Origin of the sequence: Melittangium boletus DSM 14713 (genome assembly GCF_002305855.1) — a bacterium.
Classification (GTDB): domain Bacteria; phylum Myxococcota; class Myxococcia; order Myxococcales; family Myxococcaceae; genus Cystobacter; species Cystobacter boletus.
Window position 1 is genome coordinate 5,631,936 of the sequence record NZ_CP022163.1, and the last position, 18,937, is coordinate 5,650,872.

Consider the following 18,937-nt stretch of genomic DNA (forward strand, 5'->3'; position numbering starts at 1 on the left):
GCTATGTCCAGACTCCTGCTCGTCTCCAATCGACTCCCCGTCACCGTCAAGGCGGACAAGGACGGGGTCTCCGTGGTCCGTAGTGCGGGGGGACTCGCCACCGGCTTGCGTGGCCCCCATGAGCGTTCCGGAGGCCTGTGGATCGGCTGGCCCGGGGATGTCTCGCGGCTCACCCAGGCCCAGCGCGCCTCGGTGGAGGAACAGCTCTCCCAGCAGCGTTGCGTCCCGCTCTATTTGAGCGCCAGCGAGGTCAGCCGCTTCTACGAGGGCTACTCCAACCAGGTGCTCTGGCCGCTGTGCCACTACCTGCTCGAGCGCGTGCCCCGGCAGGATCGGGACTGGGACGTCTACCGCAAGGTGAACGAGCGCTTCGCCGAGCTGGTGGCGAGCCACTACCAGCCCGGGGACACCATCTGGGTGCACGACTACCAGTTGATGCTCGTCCCCGCCATGCTGCGCGCGCGGCTGCCCCAGGCGCGCATCGGCTTCTTCCACCACATTCCCTTCCCCTCGAGTGAGATCTTCCGCACCCTGCCGCACCGCCTGGATCTGGTGCGCGGCCTGCTGGGCGCCGACCTCATCGGGTTCCACACGCTCTCGTATGTGCGTCATTTCGCCAGCACCCTGATGCAGCTGTGTGGAATCGAGAAGGTGGGCGACCGTGTCGAGCAGGACGGCCGCGAGGTGCGCCTGGGCGCCTTCCCCATGGGCATCGACGCGCAAGCCTTCGAGAACCTGGTGCGGGAGCCATCGGTGCTCGAGGAGGTGCGCGTGCACCGGGAGAAGAGCGCCGGACAGCGTCTGCTGCTGGGCGTGGACCGGTTGGACTACACCAAGGGCATTCCGCGGCGCCTGCTCGCGGTGCAGCGGCTGCTCGAGCGCGAGCCCGCGTGGCGCGGCAAGCTGCGCTTCGTCCAGGTGGCCGTCCCCAGCCGCACCACGGTGGCGGACTATGCCACCTACCGCGAGAGGGTGGACGAGCTGGTGGGCCGCATCAACAGCCTGTACGGCTCCGTGCACAACGTCCCCATCCACTACCTCTACCGCTCCCTGAACGAGAAGCAGCTCTCGGCGCTCTACCGGGCCGCGGACGTGATGTTCGTCACGCCCATCCGCGATGGCATGAACCTGGTGGCCAAGGAGTTCTGCGCGGCGCGCCCGGACGAGGACGGCGTGTTGGTGCTCAGCGAGTTCGCCGGCGCGGCGGACGAGCTGGGCGACGCGGTGATGGTCAACCCCTATGACGTGGAGGGCATGGCGGACGGGCTGGAGGCCGCGCTGGAGATGTCCGAGGAGGAGCGGCGCACGCGCATGCGCTCGTTGCGCACCCGGGTGAAGGACTACGACGTGCACTGGTGGGTGCGCTCCTTCCTGGACACCCTCCAGTCCACGCCCACGGCGCCGCCGAGGGTGGCACCCCAGGGCGCCCGGGAAGCGCTCACCCTCATCCGCGAGGCGCCCGAGCTGCTCCTGCTGCTCGACTACGACGGCACGCTCGTGTCCTTCACCGCGAGGCCCGAGCAGGCCGCGCCGGACGCGGAGTTGCTCGATCTGCTCAAGCGCCTCACCGAGCGGCCCCATACGCGGGTGCACATCGTCAGTGGCCGCAGCCGCGAGGTGTTGGAGGCCTGGGTGGGCGCGCTGCCCCTCGGCCTGCACGCGGAGCACGGCCTGTGGTCCCGCCCCGCGCCCGGCGAGCCGTGGAAGTCGCTCGGGGACGTGCCCACGGACTGGAAGCACCTGGTGCGCCCCATCCTGGAGACCTTCGCCGCGCGCGTGCCCGGCGCGCTGGTGGAGGAGAAGTACGCGTCGCTCGCCTGGCACTACCGGCAGGTGGAGCCGGTGCTCGGCACGAAGCTGGCGCGCGAGCTGCGGATGCACCTGGGCGAGGTGTTCGCCCACGGTCCGCTGGAAGTCCTCCCCGGGGACAAGGTGGTGGAGGTGCGCGCGCGCGGCGTGAACAAGGGCCGAGTGGTGGGGCGCGTCACCGAGGGCATGGCGCCCGGCACCCGCGTGGTGGCCGTGGGGGATGACCGCACGGACGAGGACTTGTTCGCCGCGCTGCCCCCGGAGGGCATCGCCATCCACGCGGGCGGCAAGGAGTCCCGCGCGGGCTTCCGGGTGAAGGGCCCCTCCGAGGTGCGCCAGTTCCTCGCCGCGCTGCTGGACTGACGCGGGGAGGGGCGCGGACGGACTCAGACGCGGATGTTCTGGTGCTCCAGGAGCGCCACGAGTCCGTCCTCCAGCGCCTCGCGCGCGAAGGCCACCTGCCGGTGCAGGAGCCCATGCAGGCGCAGCTCCTTCTCGTCCGGACGATCACAGCCGTCCGAGTACTCCTCGAAGCCGCGCAGCCCGCTGACGAGCCGCGCGAGCTGCTGGGAGCACTCGCAGGTGTCCCGCGTGGCCAGCTCCATCAACCGTCCGAGCTGGTCGGGCGTGAAGCGCGGCGGCTTGGGCCCTCGGGGCGCTCCGAAGGTGGGGTCGGTCTGCCGGGGCTCCTGGAGGGTCCGGTTCACATGGACGCGCAGCAGACTGAGCGGCAGCGGCCCCTGGACGAAACGGACCCGGGGAGAGGTGAGGGATTCGAGCAGGGCGTGGTTCGTGAGCCGGTAGCTCACCAGGGCGTGCCGGGCCCCGGTCAGCTCCATCAACTCGGGCACGAGCCGGGGTGGCACCTGGCCCAGGTCCGCGAAATCCAGCGCGAGCACGTCCGGCTTCAGTCTGGGCACGTCGGCGCGGAAGGTGTCATGTGATTCGCCCACCCACACGACCTCCATGTCCACCAGGGCCCGGGGATTGACCCGGAGCTGCGAGGCGTAGGTGTCTCCCAACAATGCCAGCTTGACCATGTGTGGACCCCCCGGTCGTGGCCCGGAGCGGCCACGCGTGGGGCGCTGATGCGCGACCTTGGCGCGCGTTTCCCCTCGGCACCGGAGGGCCGTGTAGGTGTCCGGTATCGGGCGCTACTTCCGGGCCGCGGCGCGCAGGTGCTCGAACATCTCGGGGGTGGGCCAGGCGGTGGGACGGTAGCGGGGCGGCGCCAGTCCGGGCTCGGCCACGAGGCGGTCTCCGACGATCCGCCGCACCTCCGGCCAGGGCACGAGCAGCACCTCCTCCTTCGTCGTGCCCAGGGCGACCAGGTCCACTTCGGGCAGCAGGCCCTCCGTCCCGAGATCCTCACTCCAGACGCAGTAGGTGAACGCCTCCTGGCTCCCCTGGGGGCTCACGATGGAGACGTTGGCCACGAAGGCGCCTTGCTCCTCGCCACCCTTGGCCTGGTCGAGCATGTCCTTCTGGGACTTGTACTCGGAGGCGGCGAGCATCACGTGCCCGCGGCGCACCTGGGCGGCCAGCTCATCCTCCGGCGGCAACTCGTAGGGCACGACGCGCAGCTCCTCGTCCACCGTGTACAGCGCGGGCGAGGTGGCGCGGGCGGAGGCCTGGTACTCGCGCTCGGCGCTCTCACAGAGCCGCGCCACCGTCTCCGGGTGGGCATCCCCCGCGATCCACAGCGTGGTGCGGTCGGGCACGATGGCGATGGGCCGGCCCTCCACCTTCTTCGCGAAGGACGCGAGGAAGCCCGGGCGCATGAGCCAGGAGCTCTCGTGGAACTGATCGGACTCGACGCTCCAGATGGTGCCGGGGACCCGCTCGTAGGGCTCGGTCGCCAGGGGCACGGTGCGGGCGAGGTTGGCGTGGGCGGCGGCGAGCACCTCCTGGAAGCCGACTCCCCAGGACTCGAACTCCTCCCGCTGGAGGTAGGCCGCCCGATCCTCGTAATCAATGGAGATGAGCTCGCGGAGGAAGGGCAGCACGTCATGGCCCACCATCGCGTGCTCGGGTTTCGCCGACTCGATTCCCTGCCCGAAGGTGACGGGGCGGAGCACGGGGCGCAGCCGCGGCCGGGCCTCCTCCCACGTCAGGCGCGTCTTCTCCGGCGTCTTGCTCAACGCCGTCAGGAAATGATCGATGGCCCGTTCGCGATCCTCCGGGGACAGCTCCCGGGTGTCGGCGTAGAGCCGGTGGAGGAAGAGCGACATCTCCCGCCCGGAGATGACGACGCGCAGGCCGAAGTCATTCTCGTGACGGGTGATGGTACCGGTCGTTTCCCGGGCGCGGAGCCGTTGCTCGACCTGCGCCAGGAAGAACTCCCGGGGATCTCCCTTGACAAGGGAGGGAGTGCCCGGTGGTGACGCCATGTCCGGCGAGGAGGGCTTACGCCCGAACCACTTGTTCCAGAACCCCATGGGCTCCATACCCTAGCGGAAACGACGCGGGCCCCTCCAGCCATAGGAGGGGCCCGGGGGACTCTCATCGTCTCAACGCCCGGCGGTGGTCGTCGCGGGGCCGCGCAGGGTGACCTTGCGCGAGAAGCCCTGGTCCACCCGTCCGAGGAAGGCGCGGAAGGCCGCGTAGTCCTCGGCCTTCACCCGGGCGGCGGTGAGCGCCACCTCGCCATCGGCGACGAGCTGCTGGCCCTCGACCGTGTAGTTCAACCGCACCCGGCCAAAGGGCGTCTCCTCCTGGAGGGCGGGGGGCAGCTCCGCCGCGGAGTAGCCGGCGGGCAGCGTGTAGCGGAAGGTGAAGCGGTTGACCCAGGGGCCGCTCATCACCAGGTCGAAGCGGCGCTCGGCGAGCGGCGCGTACGTCTGGGTGTAGGCGCGTCCGGTGCCGAAGGGCAGGAAGCGCAGGTGGCCGGGGAGCGCCTCGGCGAAGCGGGGGATGGCCATGCGGAAGTCCACCTTCACGTCATCGTCCAGGAGCGTGGTGTCATTGAGATTCACGTCCTGCACGGTGAGGCCGGGAAAGCTCTGCGCCCAGGCGCGCTCGAAGGTGGACTTGCGCGAGGACACGGCGCGGTAGGCGCGGCGGTACTCGGGCGCCATCTGCCCGCCCACCGTGGTGGCCCCGCCCACCGTGGCGCTACCGTCCGGCCGCAGCACCACGTCCATGGCCAGGCGCGTGGCGTTGTCGTCGGCCTTCGCCTCGGGCGTGGTGAGGAAGGTGGCCTTGCCGCCCGGCTCCACCACCAGCACGTTGGCCACGCGGTCCGCGCTGGGCAGCTCCTTGGCGCCGTGGAACTCGGCGGTGCCGTCCAGGTACAGGTCGAAGCCCGGCACGTAGACGATGGCGTGGTTGAAGGCCGCGAGGCTCGCCGGCTCCTCGCCGATGGCGCCCAGGTCGCGCATGCGCAAGAGCACCAGCCGGCTGTCCACGCCCGCCACCTTCAGCATGGAGTGGATGAGGCTCGCCTTGTCCTTGCAGTCGCCGAAGCGGCGGGAGAGCACCCGGTCCACCCGGTAGGGCTTGAAGCCGTGGATGCCGAACTCCAGCGCCACGTAGCGCGTGTTCGTCACCACGAAGTTGTAGATGGCGCGCACCACCGCCTGCTGGTTCTTGCGGTCCACGCCCTTGAGCACCGAGTCCACCGTCTGACGCAGCTCGTCGTTGGGCGTGAGTTGATCCCTCACGAGCCCCCACCAGTAGCGGCCCACCTCGTCCCAGGTGCGGTAGGTGGACACGTGGAGGTTGGCGGCCACCTCGGCCCAGCCGGGCATGCCGGGCTCGGGCACCACCTTGGCCACGTGCTTCGCGCTCCAGCGGTACAGCTCGCGCTCGCCCTCGACGGGCTCGTGGGCGTACTTCACGCCGGGCAGCTTCTTGTCATTCCAGTAGAGGGGCCGCTCCTTGGGCATCTCCACGAGGAACTGGTAGCTCACCTTCGGGTAGACGCCCTGCACGTTCTCCACGTCGCCCCAGTAGTCCGACAAGAGGTTGTCCTGGGCGGTGTCGTCCACGCGGTACTGCAACTCCAGGATGTCCCCGGCCGCGAGCGCCGGGAAGGAGAGCATCTTGGCGCGCGCGTCGTAGTACATGCCCGTCCAGGGCTCGTTGATGTTGCGGTCGCTCTCGCCGTAGCTGTCCACCACGGAGCCGTCCGGCTTGGTGATGCGCGCGCGCAGGATGCGCACCTCCTGCCGGTCCGGCGAGTAGGTGACGGGGAAGGAGCGGAAGGCGTCCACGCCCCGGGCGTTGAGCACCTTCACGGAGAACTGGTGGAGCCGGCCGGCGAGGCCACTCTTCTGCACGCGCACATAGGTGCTGTCCGTCAGGTAGACGGCGTCCTCGTGCACGTAGCCGTCGGCCTCCTTGATGAGCGGCTTGAAGTCCGGGAGGTATTGCAGACCCGCGCTCGCGGACTCGCCCTTGAGGGTGCGCACGGCCTCCTTGAGCGTGGGATTCTGCGGGCGCAGCGCGAGCGAGCGCTCGAAGGACGCCACGGCCTCGTCGCGGTGCCCCGCGGACAGGAGCGCCTTGCCCTCGCGCTCGTACACGTCGGGCTCGTCCGGGGAGAGGGCGCGCGCCGCGGCGAAGGCGGCGGTGGCCGCGTCGAGCTGGCCATTGGCGGCCCGCAGCTCGGCGAGCTTGATGCGGGTGGCGTTGTCGAAGGGGTAGAGGGTGAGGAGCTGGGCGTACTCGCGCGCGGCGGCCTCCACCTGGCCCTGGTCCGCCAGGAGCGTGGCGAGCTGGGTGCGGCTGGAGCGGTCGTCATGGCGCAGCGCGAGGGCCACGCGCAGCCGGGCCACGGCCTCCTGGGGCCTGTCGAGCGCGCGGGCCGAGCTGGCGGCGGCGCGCACCACGCGGGGGATGCGCGGCAGCGTGCGCAGGGCGTCCTCGACGAGCGTGTGCGCGAGGGCGGGCTCGCCGAGCGCCTCATGGGCCCGGGCGAGCGCGAGCCGGGCGGGGGCGGAGTCGGGAACCTCCTCCACCAGGGGCGCGAGCAACGTCAGGGCGCGCTCGGGGTGGCCGCGCTCCAGCTCGAACTCGGCGAGCGCCACGCGGGCCTGCACGGAGGTGGGGTCGGCGCGCAGGGCGGACTCGAGGAAGAGCCGCCGCTGGTTCAGGTCCTCGCGCTGGGTCGCGGCGGCCAGCAGTTGCAGCCGCGTATTGGAGGGGGCGGCGCGGGCGGCGCGCTCGGCCTCCACGGCGGCGGTGTGCTCGCGCTCGTCGAAGGCGCGGAAGTAGTCGAGCACCGTGGCGTACTCCCCGCGCAGGACGGCGTCGTTCGGGGCCCTGGCCACGGCGTCCTTGAGGCTGGAGGTGAGCGTGGGCAGCACCTGGGGCGCGGGCGAGGCGCCCTTGGCGAGCGCGGGGGGGCTCGCGGGCAGCGTCACCCGGATGCGGCCAGGCGGATCCCGGCGCAGGAAGAAGCCCATGGGGCCCGTGTCCTGGCACACCTTGAGGAGCACGCGGTTGAGGCCCTTGCGCAACCGCACGGAGACGCGCGCCTGGTCCGGCCGGGGCAGGTGGTACTGGTCTCCCGTGGCGGCCTTCTCGCCGTTGACCCACATCCGGAAGGCGCCGGAGGTGCCCACGTCGAGCGTCACGCGGGTTTCCGCCGGAGCCTCCAGCCAGGTGAGCGCATAGGCCACGGACTCGCGGTTGGGGCGCAGCGCGGCGCCCAGGTCGACGTACCCATCCACGGGGGAGACGGAGAGCCGACGCCAGGACGCCTCGCGGCCCTTGGCACCCGGGTAGCGGGCGGACAGGTCCAGCGCGGCCGTCTCGGGGCCGAAGTCCGTGTCACAGCCGGACTTGCCCTCGTTCTCGAAGCCGCCGACGACGTAGTAGTCCCCGACGAACCCCAGGCTCTCGCGCAGCTCGCCGGCGCGGGTGAGTCGGCCGCGCGCGCGCTCCAGGTCCATCAGCAGGAACTGGGCGGTGGCGCGGGTGCCGGGGTCCACGTTGCGGCGGACGGCCAGCTCGGCGTACGTCCTCACCAGGGGCGTTAGATCCTCGAGCTCCTGCTCGAACGCCTGCAGACGCAACAGGTGCGCCGCGCTCCGCGGCGAAGCGGCGAGGGACAGGGCCTGCTCGGACTCCTGACGGGCCTCGTTGAGGCTCGTGTCGGTGGGAGCGGCGCGGACCAGCAGCGGGCAGGCGAGCACGAGCAACGACGCGAGCCAGGGGGCGGGGGAGCGCGGGGCGAGCCGTGGGGTACGAGACATCCGTGTTCCTCGTCCATCGGAAGGGGGAGACCGGGGGTGTCAATCCCGGCGGCGGTGAACAACCAGGCTTCCAGCAACCTTCCCTGCATGCGCCGTTGGGCCCTGTCAGGCAACTGAAATGTCGGGGATCAAGCGAGGGAGAAGGCCCGGGCCAGGGTGAGCACCTCGATGCGAGCCGCCCCGGCTGCCTGGAGGGCCTCGGCGGCGGCCCGGACGGTGGCGCCGGTGGTGAGGACATCGTCCACGAGGAGGAATTCCCGTCCGGAGGCGGAGGCGGTGGCGCGGAAGGCCTGGGCCACGTTGAGGGCGCGTTCGGCTTCGGACAGTCCCACCTGACGGCGCGTCTCGCGGGCGCGCAGGAGGACGTCGGGCAGGGCCTCGCGTCCCGTGGCGCGGGCCAGGGCCTGGACGAGCAGCCACGCCTGATCATACCCCCGCTCGCGGAAGCGCTTGCCGTGGAGGGGAAGGGCGACGAGCACGGGCGGGGCGCGGGAGAGGAACTGGCGGCACTCGGTGGCGAGCAGCTCGGCGAGGGCGGGGGCGAGTTCCGGGTGGTCCTCGTACTTGAAGCGGTGGATGGCGCGGGCGACGGGGCCCTCGTGGGCGAAGGCGGCCCAGGCGCGCGTGAAGGGGGGCGGCGCGTCGAGGCAGCGGGTGCAGGTGTGGCGGGGGAAGGTGCCGGGCTCGGCGCAGGTGCGGCAGCGCGCGGTGGGCAGCCGCTCCACGGCGAGATCGCACGTCTCGCAGAAGGCGGTGCGCACGGCGAGCACCTTCGCGCACGCGATACACGCGGGGGGGTAGAGCAGTTCGAGGAGTTGCTGGAGCATGGACCCGGCGCGTGCAACCGGGGGGCCGCGTCGTCTTCTCCCTGGGCTCCGCCGCCGCTCCGGGTCAGTATGAGGCGAAACGTCAGGGAGACTCATGAAGAAGCTCGCCATCGTCGTCGCCGGGGGCCCCGCCCCAGGCATCAACAGCGTGATTGGAGCGGCCACCATCCGGGCCCGCCTCGCCGGCGTGGAGGTGATTGGCCTCCAGGATGGCTTCAAGTGGCTCGCCGAGGGGGACACCTCTCACATCATCCCCCTCACCATCGAGGACACCAGCCGCATCCACTTCCGCGGCGGCTCGTACATCGGCATCTCGCGCGCCAATCCCACGCGCTCGCCCGAGCACCTGCAGCGCACGCTCGACGGGCTCGACAAGCTGGACGTGGGCATGCTCATCACCGTGGGCGGCGATGGCACCGCCACGCTCGCGCAGATCATCTCCGAGAAGACGCGCGGGCGCATCCGCGTGGTGCACGTGCCCAAGACGATCGACAACGACATCGATCTGCCCGACGACACGAGCACCTTCGGCTTCCAGACGGCGCGTCACGTGGGCGTGGAGATCGTCAAGAACCTCATGGTCGACGCGAAGACGACCTCGCGCTGGTACTTCGTCGTCGCCCAGGGCCGCAAGGCGGGGCATCTCGCCCTGGCCATCGGCAAGGCCGTGGGCGCCACCGTCACCCTCATCCCCGAGGAGTTCCGGGGAAAGAAGGTGCCCTTCGCCACCGTGGTGGACCTGCTCGCGGGTTCGGTCATCAAGCGCCAGGCCTATGGGCGCGCGGATGGCATCGCCCTGCTCGCCGAGGGCCTCGCCGACTGCATCGACCCCGAGGACCTGGCGCGTCACACGGAGTTGCCGCGCGACCACATGGGCAACCTCCACGTGGCGGACGTGCAGCTGGGCGAGGTGTTGGAGAAGGGCGTGAAGGCGCGGCTCGCCCAGTTCGGGCTCAAGGCCACGCTCATTCCCAAGTACATCGGCTACGAGGTGCGCTGCGCGGACCCCATTCCCTTCGACATGGAGTACACGCGGGACCTCGGGCACTGCGCGGCGCGCTACATCATCGAGGGGGGCACCGAGGCCGTGGTCTCCATGATCAACGGACGCTTCGTGGCCATTCCCTTCGAGCAGATGAAGGACCCGGCCACGGGCCGGCCCCGGGTGCGCATGGTGGACGTGGACTCGGACCGCTACCGCATCGCCCGCAGCTTCATGTTGCGGCTCAAGCGCGATGACTTCTCGCGGCCCGAGGAGCTGGCGCGCTTCGCCAAGGTCACCCAGCTCACGCCCGAGGCGTTCCGCGAGCAGTTCTTCCACCTGGTGAAGGACGAGCCCGAAGTGGCGGTGGACATCGGCCTCGCCCTGGCGGCCAAGCCCAAGCGGGGAGGGCCCTCCGAGGGCACCGACAAGTCGGACGCGGGGCCGCCCGTCTCTTGATTACTCCCGCCGGCTCCGGGTCTTGTAGGTGAGCACGGGCGCGAGCGTGGCCACCACCCGCACGAGCCCCGCGTCCACCAGGTCGCCCACCACGCGGTCGATGGCCTTGTACGCGGGGGGCGCTTCCTCGAAGAGCAGGTCGCGATCCTCGCAGACCACGTGGCTCTTGAAGGACGTGCGCAGAAGGGCATCGGGGGTGAATCGCTCGCGCATCCGCTCGCGGGCGCTGGTGCGCGTCCACTTGCGGCCAGCCCCGTGTGCCAGGCTGTGGGCATGCGCCGCGCCGTCGCCCAGGGGCTGGACCAGGTAGCTCAGCGCGCCCCGGCTGCCGGGAATCACCACCGGCCCTTGGTCCGAGGGCGCCGCTCCCTTGCGGTGCAGCCAGTGGCGCTGTCCGTTCCACGCCTTCGGGGTGACGCTGTTGTGGCACACGTCGAGCACGGGGCTTCCCGCCGTGCCCACGCCCCGCATCACGCGCTCGGCGATGGTGGCGCGATTGGCGCGGGCCCAGCACACGGCTTGATCATGCCGCGTGAGGTACGCGTGTGCTTCGGCCGAGTCCTCGGTGAGACTCCCCGTGCCATGCCGGTCCACGTGCGCGCGCAGGATGGCCTCGCCCAGGCCCCGCGAGCCGGAGTGGACGAGCAACAGCAGCCGATCCGACTCCAGTTTCAGCGCGGCGAAGGCCGCCGGGTCGTGCACGGCTTCCACCCGTTGCAGCTCGGCGAAGTGGTTGCCGCCTCCCACGGTGCCGAGCGATGCCTCGAAGCCACAGGGCTTCGCGCCCAGGCTCGCGAGCATGCCTTCCGCGTCTCCCTCCCAGGGGCCCTCGAGGTCCAGCCGTGCGGCCCATCGCTCGGGCCGGGCCTTGCGCGCGGGAAGCTCCAGGCACCACAGCCCCATGCCACAGCCGATGTCGTTGCCCACCAGGAAGGGGTAGAAGACGCCTTCCGAGGCGAACGCCGCGCCCACGGGAGCGCCCTTTCCCGGGTGCAGGTCTGGAAGTCCCACCGCGGCGCGCATGCCGGGCAGCCGCGCGGCGGCCTCGAGTTGACGCAGGGCCTCGCCCTCCACCCAGGACTGGGGCGAGGCGATGACGCGGATGATGGCGGGAGTTGAAGGCATGTCCCCGCCGACGCGCGCCGCCGTGGCGGCCTGACGCGGCCGCCGGGAACGTCATTTGTGGTACGGCTCACCCTTGAGGAGCGTGAAGGCGCGGTAGAGCTGTTCCACCAGCACCATGCGCGCCATCCGGTGCGGCAGTGTCATCTTCGACAGGGAGAGGACGAGGTCGGCGGCTTGCCGCACCCGCTCGTCCAGTCCCTCGTCGCCGCCGATGACGAGCAGGAGATCCTTCGCGCCATCCCGCGCCTTGCCCACGTAGCGGCTGAACTCCACCGAGTCGAGCAGCTTGCCCCGCTCGTCGAGCGCCACGAGCAGCTCCTGCGGCTTCTTCCGGGCGAGCAGGGCGTCGGCCTCGCTCGCCCGGGCGGCGCCCAGCGGGGCCTTGCCCTTCTTGCCCCCGGCCTCGGGCAGCTCCACCAGCTCGAAGCGGGTGTAGTGCGCCAGACGCGAGGCGTACTCCTGGACCGCGGGCTCGTACAGGCCCGAGCGGTCCCTGCCCACGGAGACGAGCCGGACCTTCAGGCCACCTTCTCCCGGCCCGCGTCGGCCCAGAGTCCCTCGAGGTCATAGTGCGCGCGCATCTCGGAATAGAAGATGTGGGCGACCACCTCGCCGAAGTCCAGGAGCACCCACTGGCCCGTGTCCATGCCCTCGTGGCCCACGGGGCGCAGGCCCTCGGACTCCTTGAGCTTGACGAGCACGTGCTCGGCCATGCTGGACACCTGCCGATCGCTCTCGCCCGAGGCCACCACGACATAGTCCGCGTAGGACGTCATGCCGCGCACGTCGAGGATGACGATGTCCACGGCCTTCTTGTCCGACAGCAGGTTGCCAATCTTGCGCGCCAGCGCGTGGGCGCGTGGATTCTCCACGATGGCCGGGGCCGCCGCGGTCTCGGGCGCCGCCTTCTTGCGCGCGGCCTTCTTGCGCGCGGGCAGCTTCTTGGCCGTCGCCTTCTTCGCCGCCGTCTTCTTGCGTGCCGCCGGCGTCTTGGTCGCGCTCTTCTTCGCCGCGGGCTTCTTCTTGGGGGTCTTCTTGAGTGCCATACGTGTCTGGCGCACCCTAGCGCACCTGCCCCTGTCCGTGGATCACGTACTTCTGGCTGGTCAACTCCTTGAGCCCCATGGGGCCGAAGGCGTGCAGCCGGCTGGTGGAGATGCCGATCTCCGCGCCCAGGCCCAGCTCCCCCCCATCATTGAAGCGGGTGGAGGCGTTCCACGCCACGCCGCTCGCCTGGACTTCCCGGGTGAAGCGCCCCGCCACCGAGGCATCCGCCGTGATGATGGCCTCGGTGTGCTCGCTGCCGTAGCGCGAGATGTGGCTCAGTGCGTCGTCCAGGCCCTCCACCACCTTCACCGCGAGGATGAGGTCCAGGAATTCCTGGCCCCAGTCGGCCTCGGCCGCGGGCTTCACCGCCACTCCGGCGCCCCCGAGCACCCGCACCGTGGTCTCGTCCCCGCGCAGCTCCACGCCCCGCGCCACCAGTTCCCGGCCCACCCGGGGCAGGAAGGTGTCCGCCACCGCGGCGTCCACCAGCAGGCACTCGGCGGCGTTGCACACCCCCGGGCGGCTCGTCTTGGCGTTGAGCGTGATGCGCGAGGCCATGTCCAGGTCCGCCGCCGCGTGCACGTACACATGGCAGACGCCCTTGTAGTGCTTCACCACCGGAACGCGCGCGTTCTCCGCCACGAAGCGGATGAGCCCCTCGCCTCCGCGCGGAATGCACAGGTCGATGAGGCCCTCCAGCTTGATGAGCTCCAGCAGCGTCTCGCGCTCCCCGGGAGGCACCGCCTGGATGCTCGTCGCCGGCAGCCCCGCCTCGGTGAGCCCCGCCGCGAGCGCCGCCGCGATGGCCGCGTTGGAGCGCGCCGCCTCGCTCCCGCCGCGCAGCAGGGACGCGTTGCCGCTCTTGAGGCACAGCGCCGCCGCGTCGCTCGTCACGTTGGGCCGGGCCTCGTAGATCATCAGCACCACGCCCAGGGGCAGCCGCACCTTGCGCACGTGCAGCCCATTGGGCCGGTCCCACGCCTCCGTCTCCTCGCCGACGGGATCCTTCAGGGCGGCGACTTCCTCCACCGCCTTCGCCATGCCTTCCACGCGGCCGGCGTCCAGGAGCAGCCGGTCCAGGAAGGCGGCGGGTTTGCCCGCGTCGCGCGCGGCCGCCAGGTCCTCGGCGTTGGCGGCGAGGATGGCGGGCAGGCGGGCGCGCAGGTGGCGGGCCATGGCACGCAGGGCCTCGTCCTTCTGGGCGGTGGGGGCGGTGGCGAGCACGCGCGAGGCCTTCCGGGCGGCCTCGGCGAGGGAGCGCACGTCTTGCTTGGCAACGGACATGCCTCTCCTCTATCACCCCGCCATGAGCGACGCCCGGTTGGAGCAGTTCAAGAAGATGGCGGAGCAGTTCCCCGACACCCCCATGGCCCATTTCTCCCTGGGAAAGGCCCTGCTGGAGGCCCGGCGCTACGCCGAGGCCGCCGCCTCCCTGGAGACGGCCGTGCGCCTGGAGCCCACCTACGCCGCGGCCCTGGTGTCGCTCGGGGATGCCTATACGGGGGCCGGTCAGACGTCCAAGGCCCGCGAGGTGCTCACCCGCGCCCGGGACACGGCGCTCGCCCAGAGCCACGCCAGCCTCGCCGAGGAGATCGACGAGCGGCTGGCCGGGCTCGAGTGACGCGAGGCGCGTGCGTCACGGCCGCCAGGTGAGGCCCACGCCGCCCACCTGGCGCGAGTAGTACAGGTTGTTCTGCGGCAGCCGGGTGCCATAGGCCGCGTAGGACAGCTCCAGGTCCACGTGCTCGCTCATGGGCCGCACGAGCCGGAGCGACAGCATGTTCTGCGCCTCGTCGTCCTCGAGCAGGGCGATCTCCGGCGAGAGGTAGATGCGGTCCGGGTAGAGGTTGATGCCGAGCGCCCCCTGGCCCAGGAGCATCAGCTTCGCGGGCAGGCGCACCCCCGCGGTGGCGCTCAGCCGGTGGCGCTGCATGGACTCGCCGAAGCTGTTGGAGCGGGTCTCCACGTAGGAGTAGCCGAGTCCGAGCGAGAGGGGCCCCTTGTAGGTGTAGCCCACGCTCGCGAGGAGGGCGCCATCGCGCCGCCGGTCCGTCAGCCGGGGGGGCGCGTCCGGGGCCAGTCGCGCGGCGAAGGGGTAGCGGCGCGCGCCGTATTCGCCCGAGAGGCTCAGGGCATGGCGGCGGTCGATGCGGTAGCGCACGAGGGCGCCGGCCTCCAGGCCGCCGAAGCTGGCGGAATAGTCCGGGCGGTAGAGGAAGCGGTGGGCTCCGGCGCGCAGGCGCAAGGCGAGCCGCGCGTCCGGGGCGTATTCGGTGAAGGCCGAGGCCGCCAGGTCCGAGTACGCCCGGGTGCCGCCCCGCCGGTCCTTGACGCGCCCCTCCACGCCCACGCCGAGCGTCGGCCCCAGGGCATGCGAGCCCTCCAGCGCGACGGACTGCACCCAGGTGTTCTCCTGGGTGAAGCTCAGGTAGGCACGGCCACCGCCGTCGTAGCGGCCCACGAGTTGCCAGCGCTCCGCCGTGTAGCGGCCCTCGGCCGAGGCGAGCAGTCCGAACACCAGATCCGAGGTATCCGCGAGGCGGTTGCCCTGGGTGAAGTCCCGGGGGGCGTTGCCGTCCATCAGCATGCGCCCCGTCACGCGCAGGCGTCCCTCCACGTCGGCGGCATGGGCGCCACCAGCATGGGCCCCGACCAACACCAGCAGCGCGGAGAGGAGCCGTCTCAAACGGGGCGCACCATACTCCGGGTCACCGCCTCACGCTCCGTTCACGAGGAGTTCCGGGACGCGCCGGGGCCCTGGCGGTGACGGCATCCCCGCCCGGCCGTTAGATTCCCGGCATGCGCCCCCCATCCGTGCTCCCCGTGTGTGTCCTGCTCGCGCTCGCGGCCTGCGGCCCCCCCACCTTCGTCGCGGAGGTGAAGGGAGAGACGACCGTCCCCGCCGCGCCCCTGGGCGGAGTCATCCCCCCGCTCGATGCCTTTCCCGCCATCGCCAGCTTCAGCGGGCTGGACTTCAACCAGAACCAGGACTTCCAGAATCAGGGGATCACCAAGGACCGTGTCGCGAGCGCGAAGCTCAAGTCCTTCCAGCTCAAGGTGCTCGCCCCCGCGGACCAGGACTTCTCCTTCCTCGACACCCTGGAGTGCTACGCCAGGACGGGGGACCGGGAGGTGCTGGTGGCGAGCCGGCAGAACATCGCCGCGTTGGGCCTCAAGGCGCCCAACCCCGTGCTGTCCATGGAGCTCACGGGTGTGGAACTACAGCCCTTCCTGTCCGCGCCGTCCATGAGCCTGTCCGTGCGCGGCAAGGGCCGGATGCCGCCCAAGGAGGTGCGCTTGCAGGCCGACGTGAAGCTGGACGTGCAGGTGCGGCTCTGAGGCGGCGAGGGGGGCGGCCCATCAGCGGCCGCCGCTCCGGGGTTCAGCCGATCGGACGGACGTTCTCGGCCTGGAGCCCCTTGGGCCCCTTCTTCACGTCGAACTCCACCTTCTGTCCCTCGGCGAGGGTGCGGAAGCCGTCGCTCTGGATCGCGGTGTGGTGGCAGAACACGTCGGCGCCCCCTCCGTCCTGGGTGATGAAGCCAAAGCCCTTCGCGTCGTTGAACCACTTCACCGTTCCACTGGCCATGTTGCTGATCCTCTTTCCGCCTGCTCGGGCGTTCATCGCCCGGGCCGTTCGCTCGACCCGAGCGAGGGGTGAAGCTTACTCAGCTTCCCGCGAACGCGGACCGTGAAATCCTCATCATTTGGCCCGGAGGCGTTCATTCAAGAACTAGCGCAGTTCGCGGGCCCGGCGCTCCAGGGAGCCCGCGCGCGCGCCCAGCTCCCGGGCGAGCGATTCGAGCCGCGCCGCTTCCTGCTCCAGGGCGCGCACGTCGTCCACGGCGTCACTGGCCAGGGCCTGGGCGCGCACCGTGCCCACCTGGGGGCGGCTGTCGGACGCCTGGTGGGAGACACGCGGGGGCGGTGAGTGGGAGGAGCCCGGTGGCTCGCTCGGACCCGGGTTCCCGCCAACGCCTCCTCCCGTCCCTGGAGCCCCGGGCGAGGGGGGCGGGTTGGCGGGGGGAATGGGGGAGCTGTCCCCCACGGTCAGATCGGGCAGGGTAGGGATGGCTTCCTCCCGCGAGGAGAACAGGCCGCCGCCGCCGAGGCGCGGGGTCGCGTTCACCGACACGGTTCCGGAGCCATCGACCCTCAGGTTCAGGCGCCGGTCCTGCTCGTCGAACATGGACTCCTCGCCGAGGAAGTCACTCATGCGCCGGTCCAGCTCCCGCTCCTCGCGCACCTCGGTGAGGCGGGCGCGCAGGGTCTTGAGCCGCTCGCGCACCTTGTCCTCGGAGTCCCGCAGGGCATCCGCCTGCTCGAGCAGATCCTCGGAGTCATCACTGGTGGCCAGCGAGGGGGGCGCCAGCACCTGCGAGGGCGGCAGGGCCGAGCGCAACGCGTCGCGCTCGGTGCGCAGGGCGCGCATGCGGGCGATGAGCCCGGCGCGGGCCTGGCGGTCACTCGTGGCGTCCCAGGCCGCGCGCACCCGGTCGAGTTCCGCGGACAGCGCCGTGTGCAGCGTCAGGTTCTTGCGCTCCGCGTCGGACTCGGCTCCGGCGAGCGACTGGGCCAGTCCCGTGAGCTGTCCGGACAACTCCTGAGACTGCCGCAACGCCCCCTGCAGCTCCGGGCCCGCCACCAGCCGGCCCTTCTGCTCGGCCTTGAGCTGTTCGATGCGGCCGGCCAGGGTGTTCAACTCCGCGCGCAGCGCCTGCTGGTGCTCGCGCAGCTCGCGCACCCGGGCCCGCGCCTCCTGGGCCTCCGTGCGCGGCGCGTCCAGGCCCGAGGCCGCCCACACGGGCGTCCCCAGGACGAGGCACAGCAGCAGGGAGAAACAGGCGCGCTTCATCACCGCTGTCCTATCAGCAAGCCGGATGCCAGGGCCACCGCACGCCGGGGTGCCGGGTTCGCCACCTAACCCGAGTGGTTCCAGGGGGTTCGGCCAGGCGGTCGGGGGAGGGCGCGCCCGGATCGGTGGAAAACCACTCCCGGGCCTCCGGCGGCGGTGGATTTTCGAGGGTCAGGGCTCCTCGGGGCGCTCTCCCTTGGAGATGAAACCGTATTTCTCCAGCTTGTAGTACAGCGCCGACGTCTTGATGCCGAGCAGCCGGGCGGTCTCCGTCTTCACGCCCCCGGCCTTCTCGTAGGCGCGCGCGATGAGCTGCCGCTCCAGGTCCTCGAGGATGTCGGGCAGCGGGCGATCTCCCGTGGGGATGGGCAGGCCGGTGTCCGTGCGCGGGCTGACGCCCGTGAGGTGCGCGGGCAGGTCCTCGGCGGCGAGCGTTTCGCCCTCGGCGAAGACGAGCGACTGCTCGATGACGTTCTCCAGCTCGCGCACGTTGCCCGGCCACGCGTAGCGGCCGAGCGCGCGCAGGGCGCTGTCCTCCAGGCCCTTCACCCGCTTGTTCACGCGCGGCCCGTGCCGGGCGACGAAGTGCCGCGCCAGCGTGGCGATGTCCTCGGGGCGCTCGCGCAGGGGCGGCAGCAGCAGGGGGACGATGTGCAGCCGGTAGTACAGGTCCTCGCGGAAGCGGCCCGCCTTCACCTCGGCCTGGAGGTCGCGGTGCGTGGCGCTCACCACGCGCACGTCCACCTTGATCGTCTCCTCGCCGCCCACGCGCTGGAGCTCCTTCTCCTGGAGCACGCGCAGGAGCTTCGTCTGGACGCTGGCGGGGATCTCGCCGATTTCATCGAGGAAGAGCGTGCCGCTGTCGGCGAGCTCGAAGCGGCCGAGCTTGCGCTTGATGGCGCCGGTGAAGGCTCCGCGCTCGTGGCCGAACAGCTCGCTCTCCAACAGCGTCTCGGCCAGGGCGGCGCAGTGCACGACGATGAAGGGCCCGTCCTTGCGCGGCGAGCACTGGTGGAGCATGCGCGCCACCAGCTCCTTGCCGGTGCCGGACTCGCCGCGCACGAGCACGGTGGCGTCGGTGGCGGCCGCCTTGCGCACCTGGGTGACGAGCCGCTGCAGGGGCTCGCTGTCGCCCACCAGCAGTCCCCCATGGGCGCGGGCGGCGTCGGACTCGAGCGCCTCGGTGCGCGCGGACAGGCGCTCCACCTGACGGCGGGCGGAGGACAGCTCCAGGCCCTTCTCCACCTTGGCGCGCAGCACGTCCGGGGTGAAGGGCTTGGTGATGAAGTCGTAGGCGCCCTGCTGCATGGCCTGCACGGCCGTCTCGATGGTGCCAAAGGCGGTGACGACCATGACGACGGCCGCGGGGTCCTGCGCCTTGAGGGTCCGGGTGACGGCGATGCCGTCCATTCCATCCATCTTGAGGTCGGTGACGACCAGGTCGAAGGGCGTCTTCTTGTAGGCGGCGACGCCATCGGTACCGGAGCGCGCGGCGGTCACGCTGTGGCCGGAGCGGGTGAGGGTGACCGCCATGCCCTCGCGGAGCGTGTCGTGGTCGTCGATGACGAGGATGCGAGCCATGGGGGCGACCCTATCCCGTTCTGGCGCCCAGGGGCGAAGTGGGCACAATGCG

General features: G+C 71.3%; 16 protein-coding genes. 4 read left to right on the top strand and 12 right to left on the bottom strand.

All coding sequences use genetic code 11. The features are described 5' to 3' along the window. The first annotated feature begins 3 nt into the window (after positions 1-3). Positions 4-2,172 (top strand): bifunctional alpha,alpha-trehalose-phosphate synthase (UDP-forming)/trehalose-phosphatase, encoded by a 2,169-nt coding sequence (locus MEBOL_RS23660; RefSeq protein WP_095979574.1) that lies wholly within the window; start codon positions 4-6, stop codon positions 2,170-2,172. Positions 2,173-2,195: 23 nt separating this feature from the next. Here the strand turns inward: MEBOL_RS23660 and MEBOL_RS23665 are convergent, their stop codons facing one another. The 4 genes from MEBOL_RS23665 to MEBOL_RS23680 form a co-directional block, all read right to left on the bottom strand. Then, entirely contained in the window at positions 2,196-2,849 is a 654-nt protein-coding gene (locus MEBOL_RS23665) for a hypothetical protein (RefSeq protein WP_095979575.1), read from the bottom strand. Between the two features lie 114 nt (positions 2,850-2,963). After that, a complete protein-coding gene (locus MEBOL_RS23670) occupies positions 2,964-4,247 on the bottom strand; it encodes a DUF1444 domain-containing protein (RefSeq protein WP_157775407.1) in 1,284 nt (427 codons plus the stop codon). Positions 4,248-4,319: 72 nt separating this feature from the next. Then, positions 4,320-8,009: a DUF3857 domain-containing protein gene (locus tag MEBOL_RS23675; protein WP_095979577.1), complete on the bottom strand. Its 3,690-nt coding sequence runs from the start codon at positions 8,007-8,009 to the stop codon at positions 4,320-4,322. 128 nt (positions 8,010-8,137) lie between these two features. Further along, on the bottom strand, positions 8,138-8,836 hold the full coding sequence (locus MEBOL_RS23680; protein WP_095979578.1) for a ComF family protein: 699 nt from the start codon (positions 8,834-8,836) through the stop codon (positions 8,138-8,140). A gap of 94 nt (positions 8,837-8,930) precedes the next feature. Here MEBOL_RS23680 and pfp point away from each other — a divergent pair, with 94 nt between their 5' ends. Further along, the gene (gene pfp / locus MEBOL_RS23685; protein WP_095979579.1) at positions 8,931-10,277 is read left to right on the top strand and encodes a diphosphate--fructose-6-phosphate 1-phosphotransferase; all 1,347 of its coding nucleotides are present in this window, start codon (positions 8,931-8,933) and stop codon (positions 10,275-10,277) included. Here pfp and MEBOL_RS23690 read toward each other — a convergent pair whose 3' ends face one another. The 4 genes from MEBOL_RS23690 to MEBOL_RS23705 are packed head-to-tail and all read right to left on the bottom strand — an operon-like array spanning position 10,278 to position 13,733. After that, entirely contained in the window at positions 10,278-11,402 is a 1,125-nt protein-coding gene (locus MEBOL_RS23690; protein WP_095979580.1) for an RNA ligase RtcB family protein, read from the bottom strand. Positions 11,403-11,453: 51 nt separating this feature from the next. Continuing rightward, positions 11,454-11,924, bottom strand: a complete 471-nt coding sequence (locus MEBOL_RS23695) for a 23S rRNA (pseudouridine(1915)-N(3))-methyltransferase RlmH (RefSeq protein WP_095979581.1) — start codon at positions 11,922-11,924, stop codon at positions 11,454-11,456. Continuing rightward, positions 11,921-12,448: a ribosome silencing factor gene (rsfS, locus tag MEBOL_RS23700; RefSeq protein WP_095979582.1), complete on the bottom strand. Its 528-nt coding sequence runs from the start codon at positions 12,446-12,448 to the stop codon at positions 11,921-11,923. Before rsfS ends, MEBOL_RS23695 begins: the two co-directional genes overlap by 4 nt. A gap of 16 nt (positions 12,449-12,464) precedes the next feature. Then, positions 12,465-13,733, bottom strand: coding sequence for a glutamate-5-semialdehyde dehydrogenase (locus MEBOL_RS23705; protein ID WP_095979583.1), 1,269 nt, complete (start codon positions 13,731-13,733; stop codon positions 12,465-12,467). Here MEBOL_RS23705 and MEBOL_RS23710 point away from each other — a divergent pair. Further along, positions 13,732-14,070, top strand: coding sequence for a tetratricopeptide repeat protein (locus tag MEBOL_RS23710; protein WP_095979584.1), 339 nt, complete (start codon positions 13,732-13,734; stop codon positions 14,068-14,070). The genes MEBOL_RS23705 and MEBOL_RS23710 overlap by 2 nt on opposite strands. Positions 14,071-14,085: 15 nt before the next feature. Here the strand turns inward: MEBOL_RS23710 and MEBOL_RS23715 are convergent, their stop codons facing one another. Continuing rightward, positions 14,086-15,135, bottom strand: coding sequence for a hypothetical protein (locus tag MEBOL_RS23715; protein WP_095979585.1), 1,050 nt, complete (start codon positions 15,133-15,135; stop codon positions 14,086-14,088). 113 nt (positions 15,136-15,248) lie between these two features. Between MEBOL_RS23715 and MEBOL_RS23720 the strand changes: the two genes are divergently transcribed. After that, entirely contained in the window at positions 15,249-15,788 is a 540-nt protein-coding gene (locus MEBOL_RS23720) for a hypothetical protein (RefSeq protein WP_095979586.1), read from the top strand. Positions 15,789-15,831: 43 nt separating this feature from the next. Here MEBOL_RS23720 and MEBOL_RS23725 read toward each other — a convergent pair whose 3' ends face one another. The 3 genes from MEBOL_RS23725 to MEBOL_RS23735 all read right to left on the bottom strand — a co-directional run bounded on the left by MEBOL_RS23725 (position 15,832) and on the right by MEBOL_RS23735 (position 18,885). After that, positions 15,832-16,038: a cold-shock protein gene (locus MEBOL_RS23725; protein WP_095979587.1), complete on the bottom strand. Its 207-nt coding sequence runs from the start codon at positions 16,036-16,038 to the stop codon at positions 15,832-15,834. A gap of 144 nt (positions 16,039-16,182) precedes the next feature. Beyond that, positions 16,183-17,304, bottom strand: a complete 1,122-nt coding sequence (locus MEBOL_RS23730; protein WP_095979588.1) for a TetR family transcriptional regulator — start codon at positions 17,302-17,304, stop codon at positions 16,183-16,185. Between the two features lie 171 nt (positions 17,305-17,475). After that, positions 17,476-18,885 (bottom strand): sigma-54-dependent transcriptional regulator, encoded by a 1,410-nt coding sequence (locus MEBOL_RS23735; RefSeq protein WP_095979589.1) that lies wholly within the window; start codon positions 18,883-18,885, stop codon positions 17,476-17,478. Positions 18,886-18,937 lie beyond the last annotated feature (52 nt).

Coding starts and splice junctions, on each gene's coding strand:
- MEBOL_RS23660 (WP_095979574.1), top strand. CDS start 4: ATGTCCAGACTCCTGCTCGTCTCCAATCGACTCCCCGTCACCGTCAAG.
- MEBOL_RS23665 (WP_095979575.1), bottom strand. CDS start 2,849: ATGGTCAAGCTGGCATTGTTGGGAGACACCTACGCCTCGCAGCTCCGG.
- MEBOL_RS23670 (WP_157775407.1), bottom strand. CDS start 4,247: ATGGGGTTCTGGAACAAGTGGTTCGGGCGTAAGCCCTCCTCGCCGGAC.
- MEBOL_RS23675 (WP_095979577.1), bottom strand. CDS start 8,009: ATGTCTCGTACCCCACGGCTCGCCCCGCGCTCCCCCGCCCCCTGGCTC.
- MEBOL_RS23680 (WP_095979578.1), bottom strand. CDS start 8,836: ATGCTCCAGCAACTCCTCGAACTGCTCTACCCCCCCGCGTGTATCGCG.
- pfp (WP_095979579.1), top strand. CDS start 8,931: ATGAAGAAGCTCGCCATCGTCGTCGCCGGGGGCCCCGCCCCAGGCATC.
- MEBOL_RS23690 (WP_095979580.1), bottom strand. CDS start 11,402: ATGCCTTCAACTCCCGCCATCATCCGCGTCATCGCCTCGCCCCAGTCC.
- rsfS (WP_095979582.1), bottom strand. CDS start 12,448: ATGGCACTCAAGAAGACCCCCAAGAAGAAGCCCGCGGCGAAGAAGAGC.
- MEBOL_RS23710 (WP_095979584.1), top strand. CDS start 13,732: ATGCCTCTCCTCTATCACCCCGCCATGAGCGACGCCCGGTTGGAGCAG.
- MEBOL_RS23705 (WP_095979583.1), bottom strand. CDS start 13,733: ATGTCCGTTGCCAAGCAAGACGTGCGCTCCCTCGCCGAGGCCGCCCGG.
- MEBOL_RS23720 (WP_095979586.1), top strand. CDS start 15,249: ATGCGCCCCCCATCCGTGCTCCCCGTGTGTGTCCTGCTCGCGCTCGCG.
- MEBOL_RS23725 (WP_095979587.1), bottom strand. CDS start 16,038: ATGGCCAGTGGAACGGTGAAGTGGTTCAACGACGCGAAGGGCTTTGGC.
- MEBOL_RS23730 (WP_095979588.1), bottom strand. CDS start 17,304: ATGAAGCGCGCCTGTTTCTCCCTGCTGCTGTGCCTCGTCCTGGGGACG.
- MEBOL_RS23735 (WP_095979589.1), bottom strand. CDS start 18,885: ATGGCTCGCATCCTCGTCATCGACGACCACGACACGCTCCGCGAGGGC.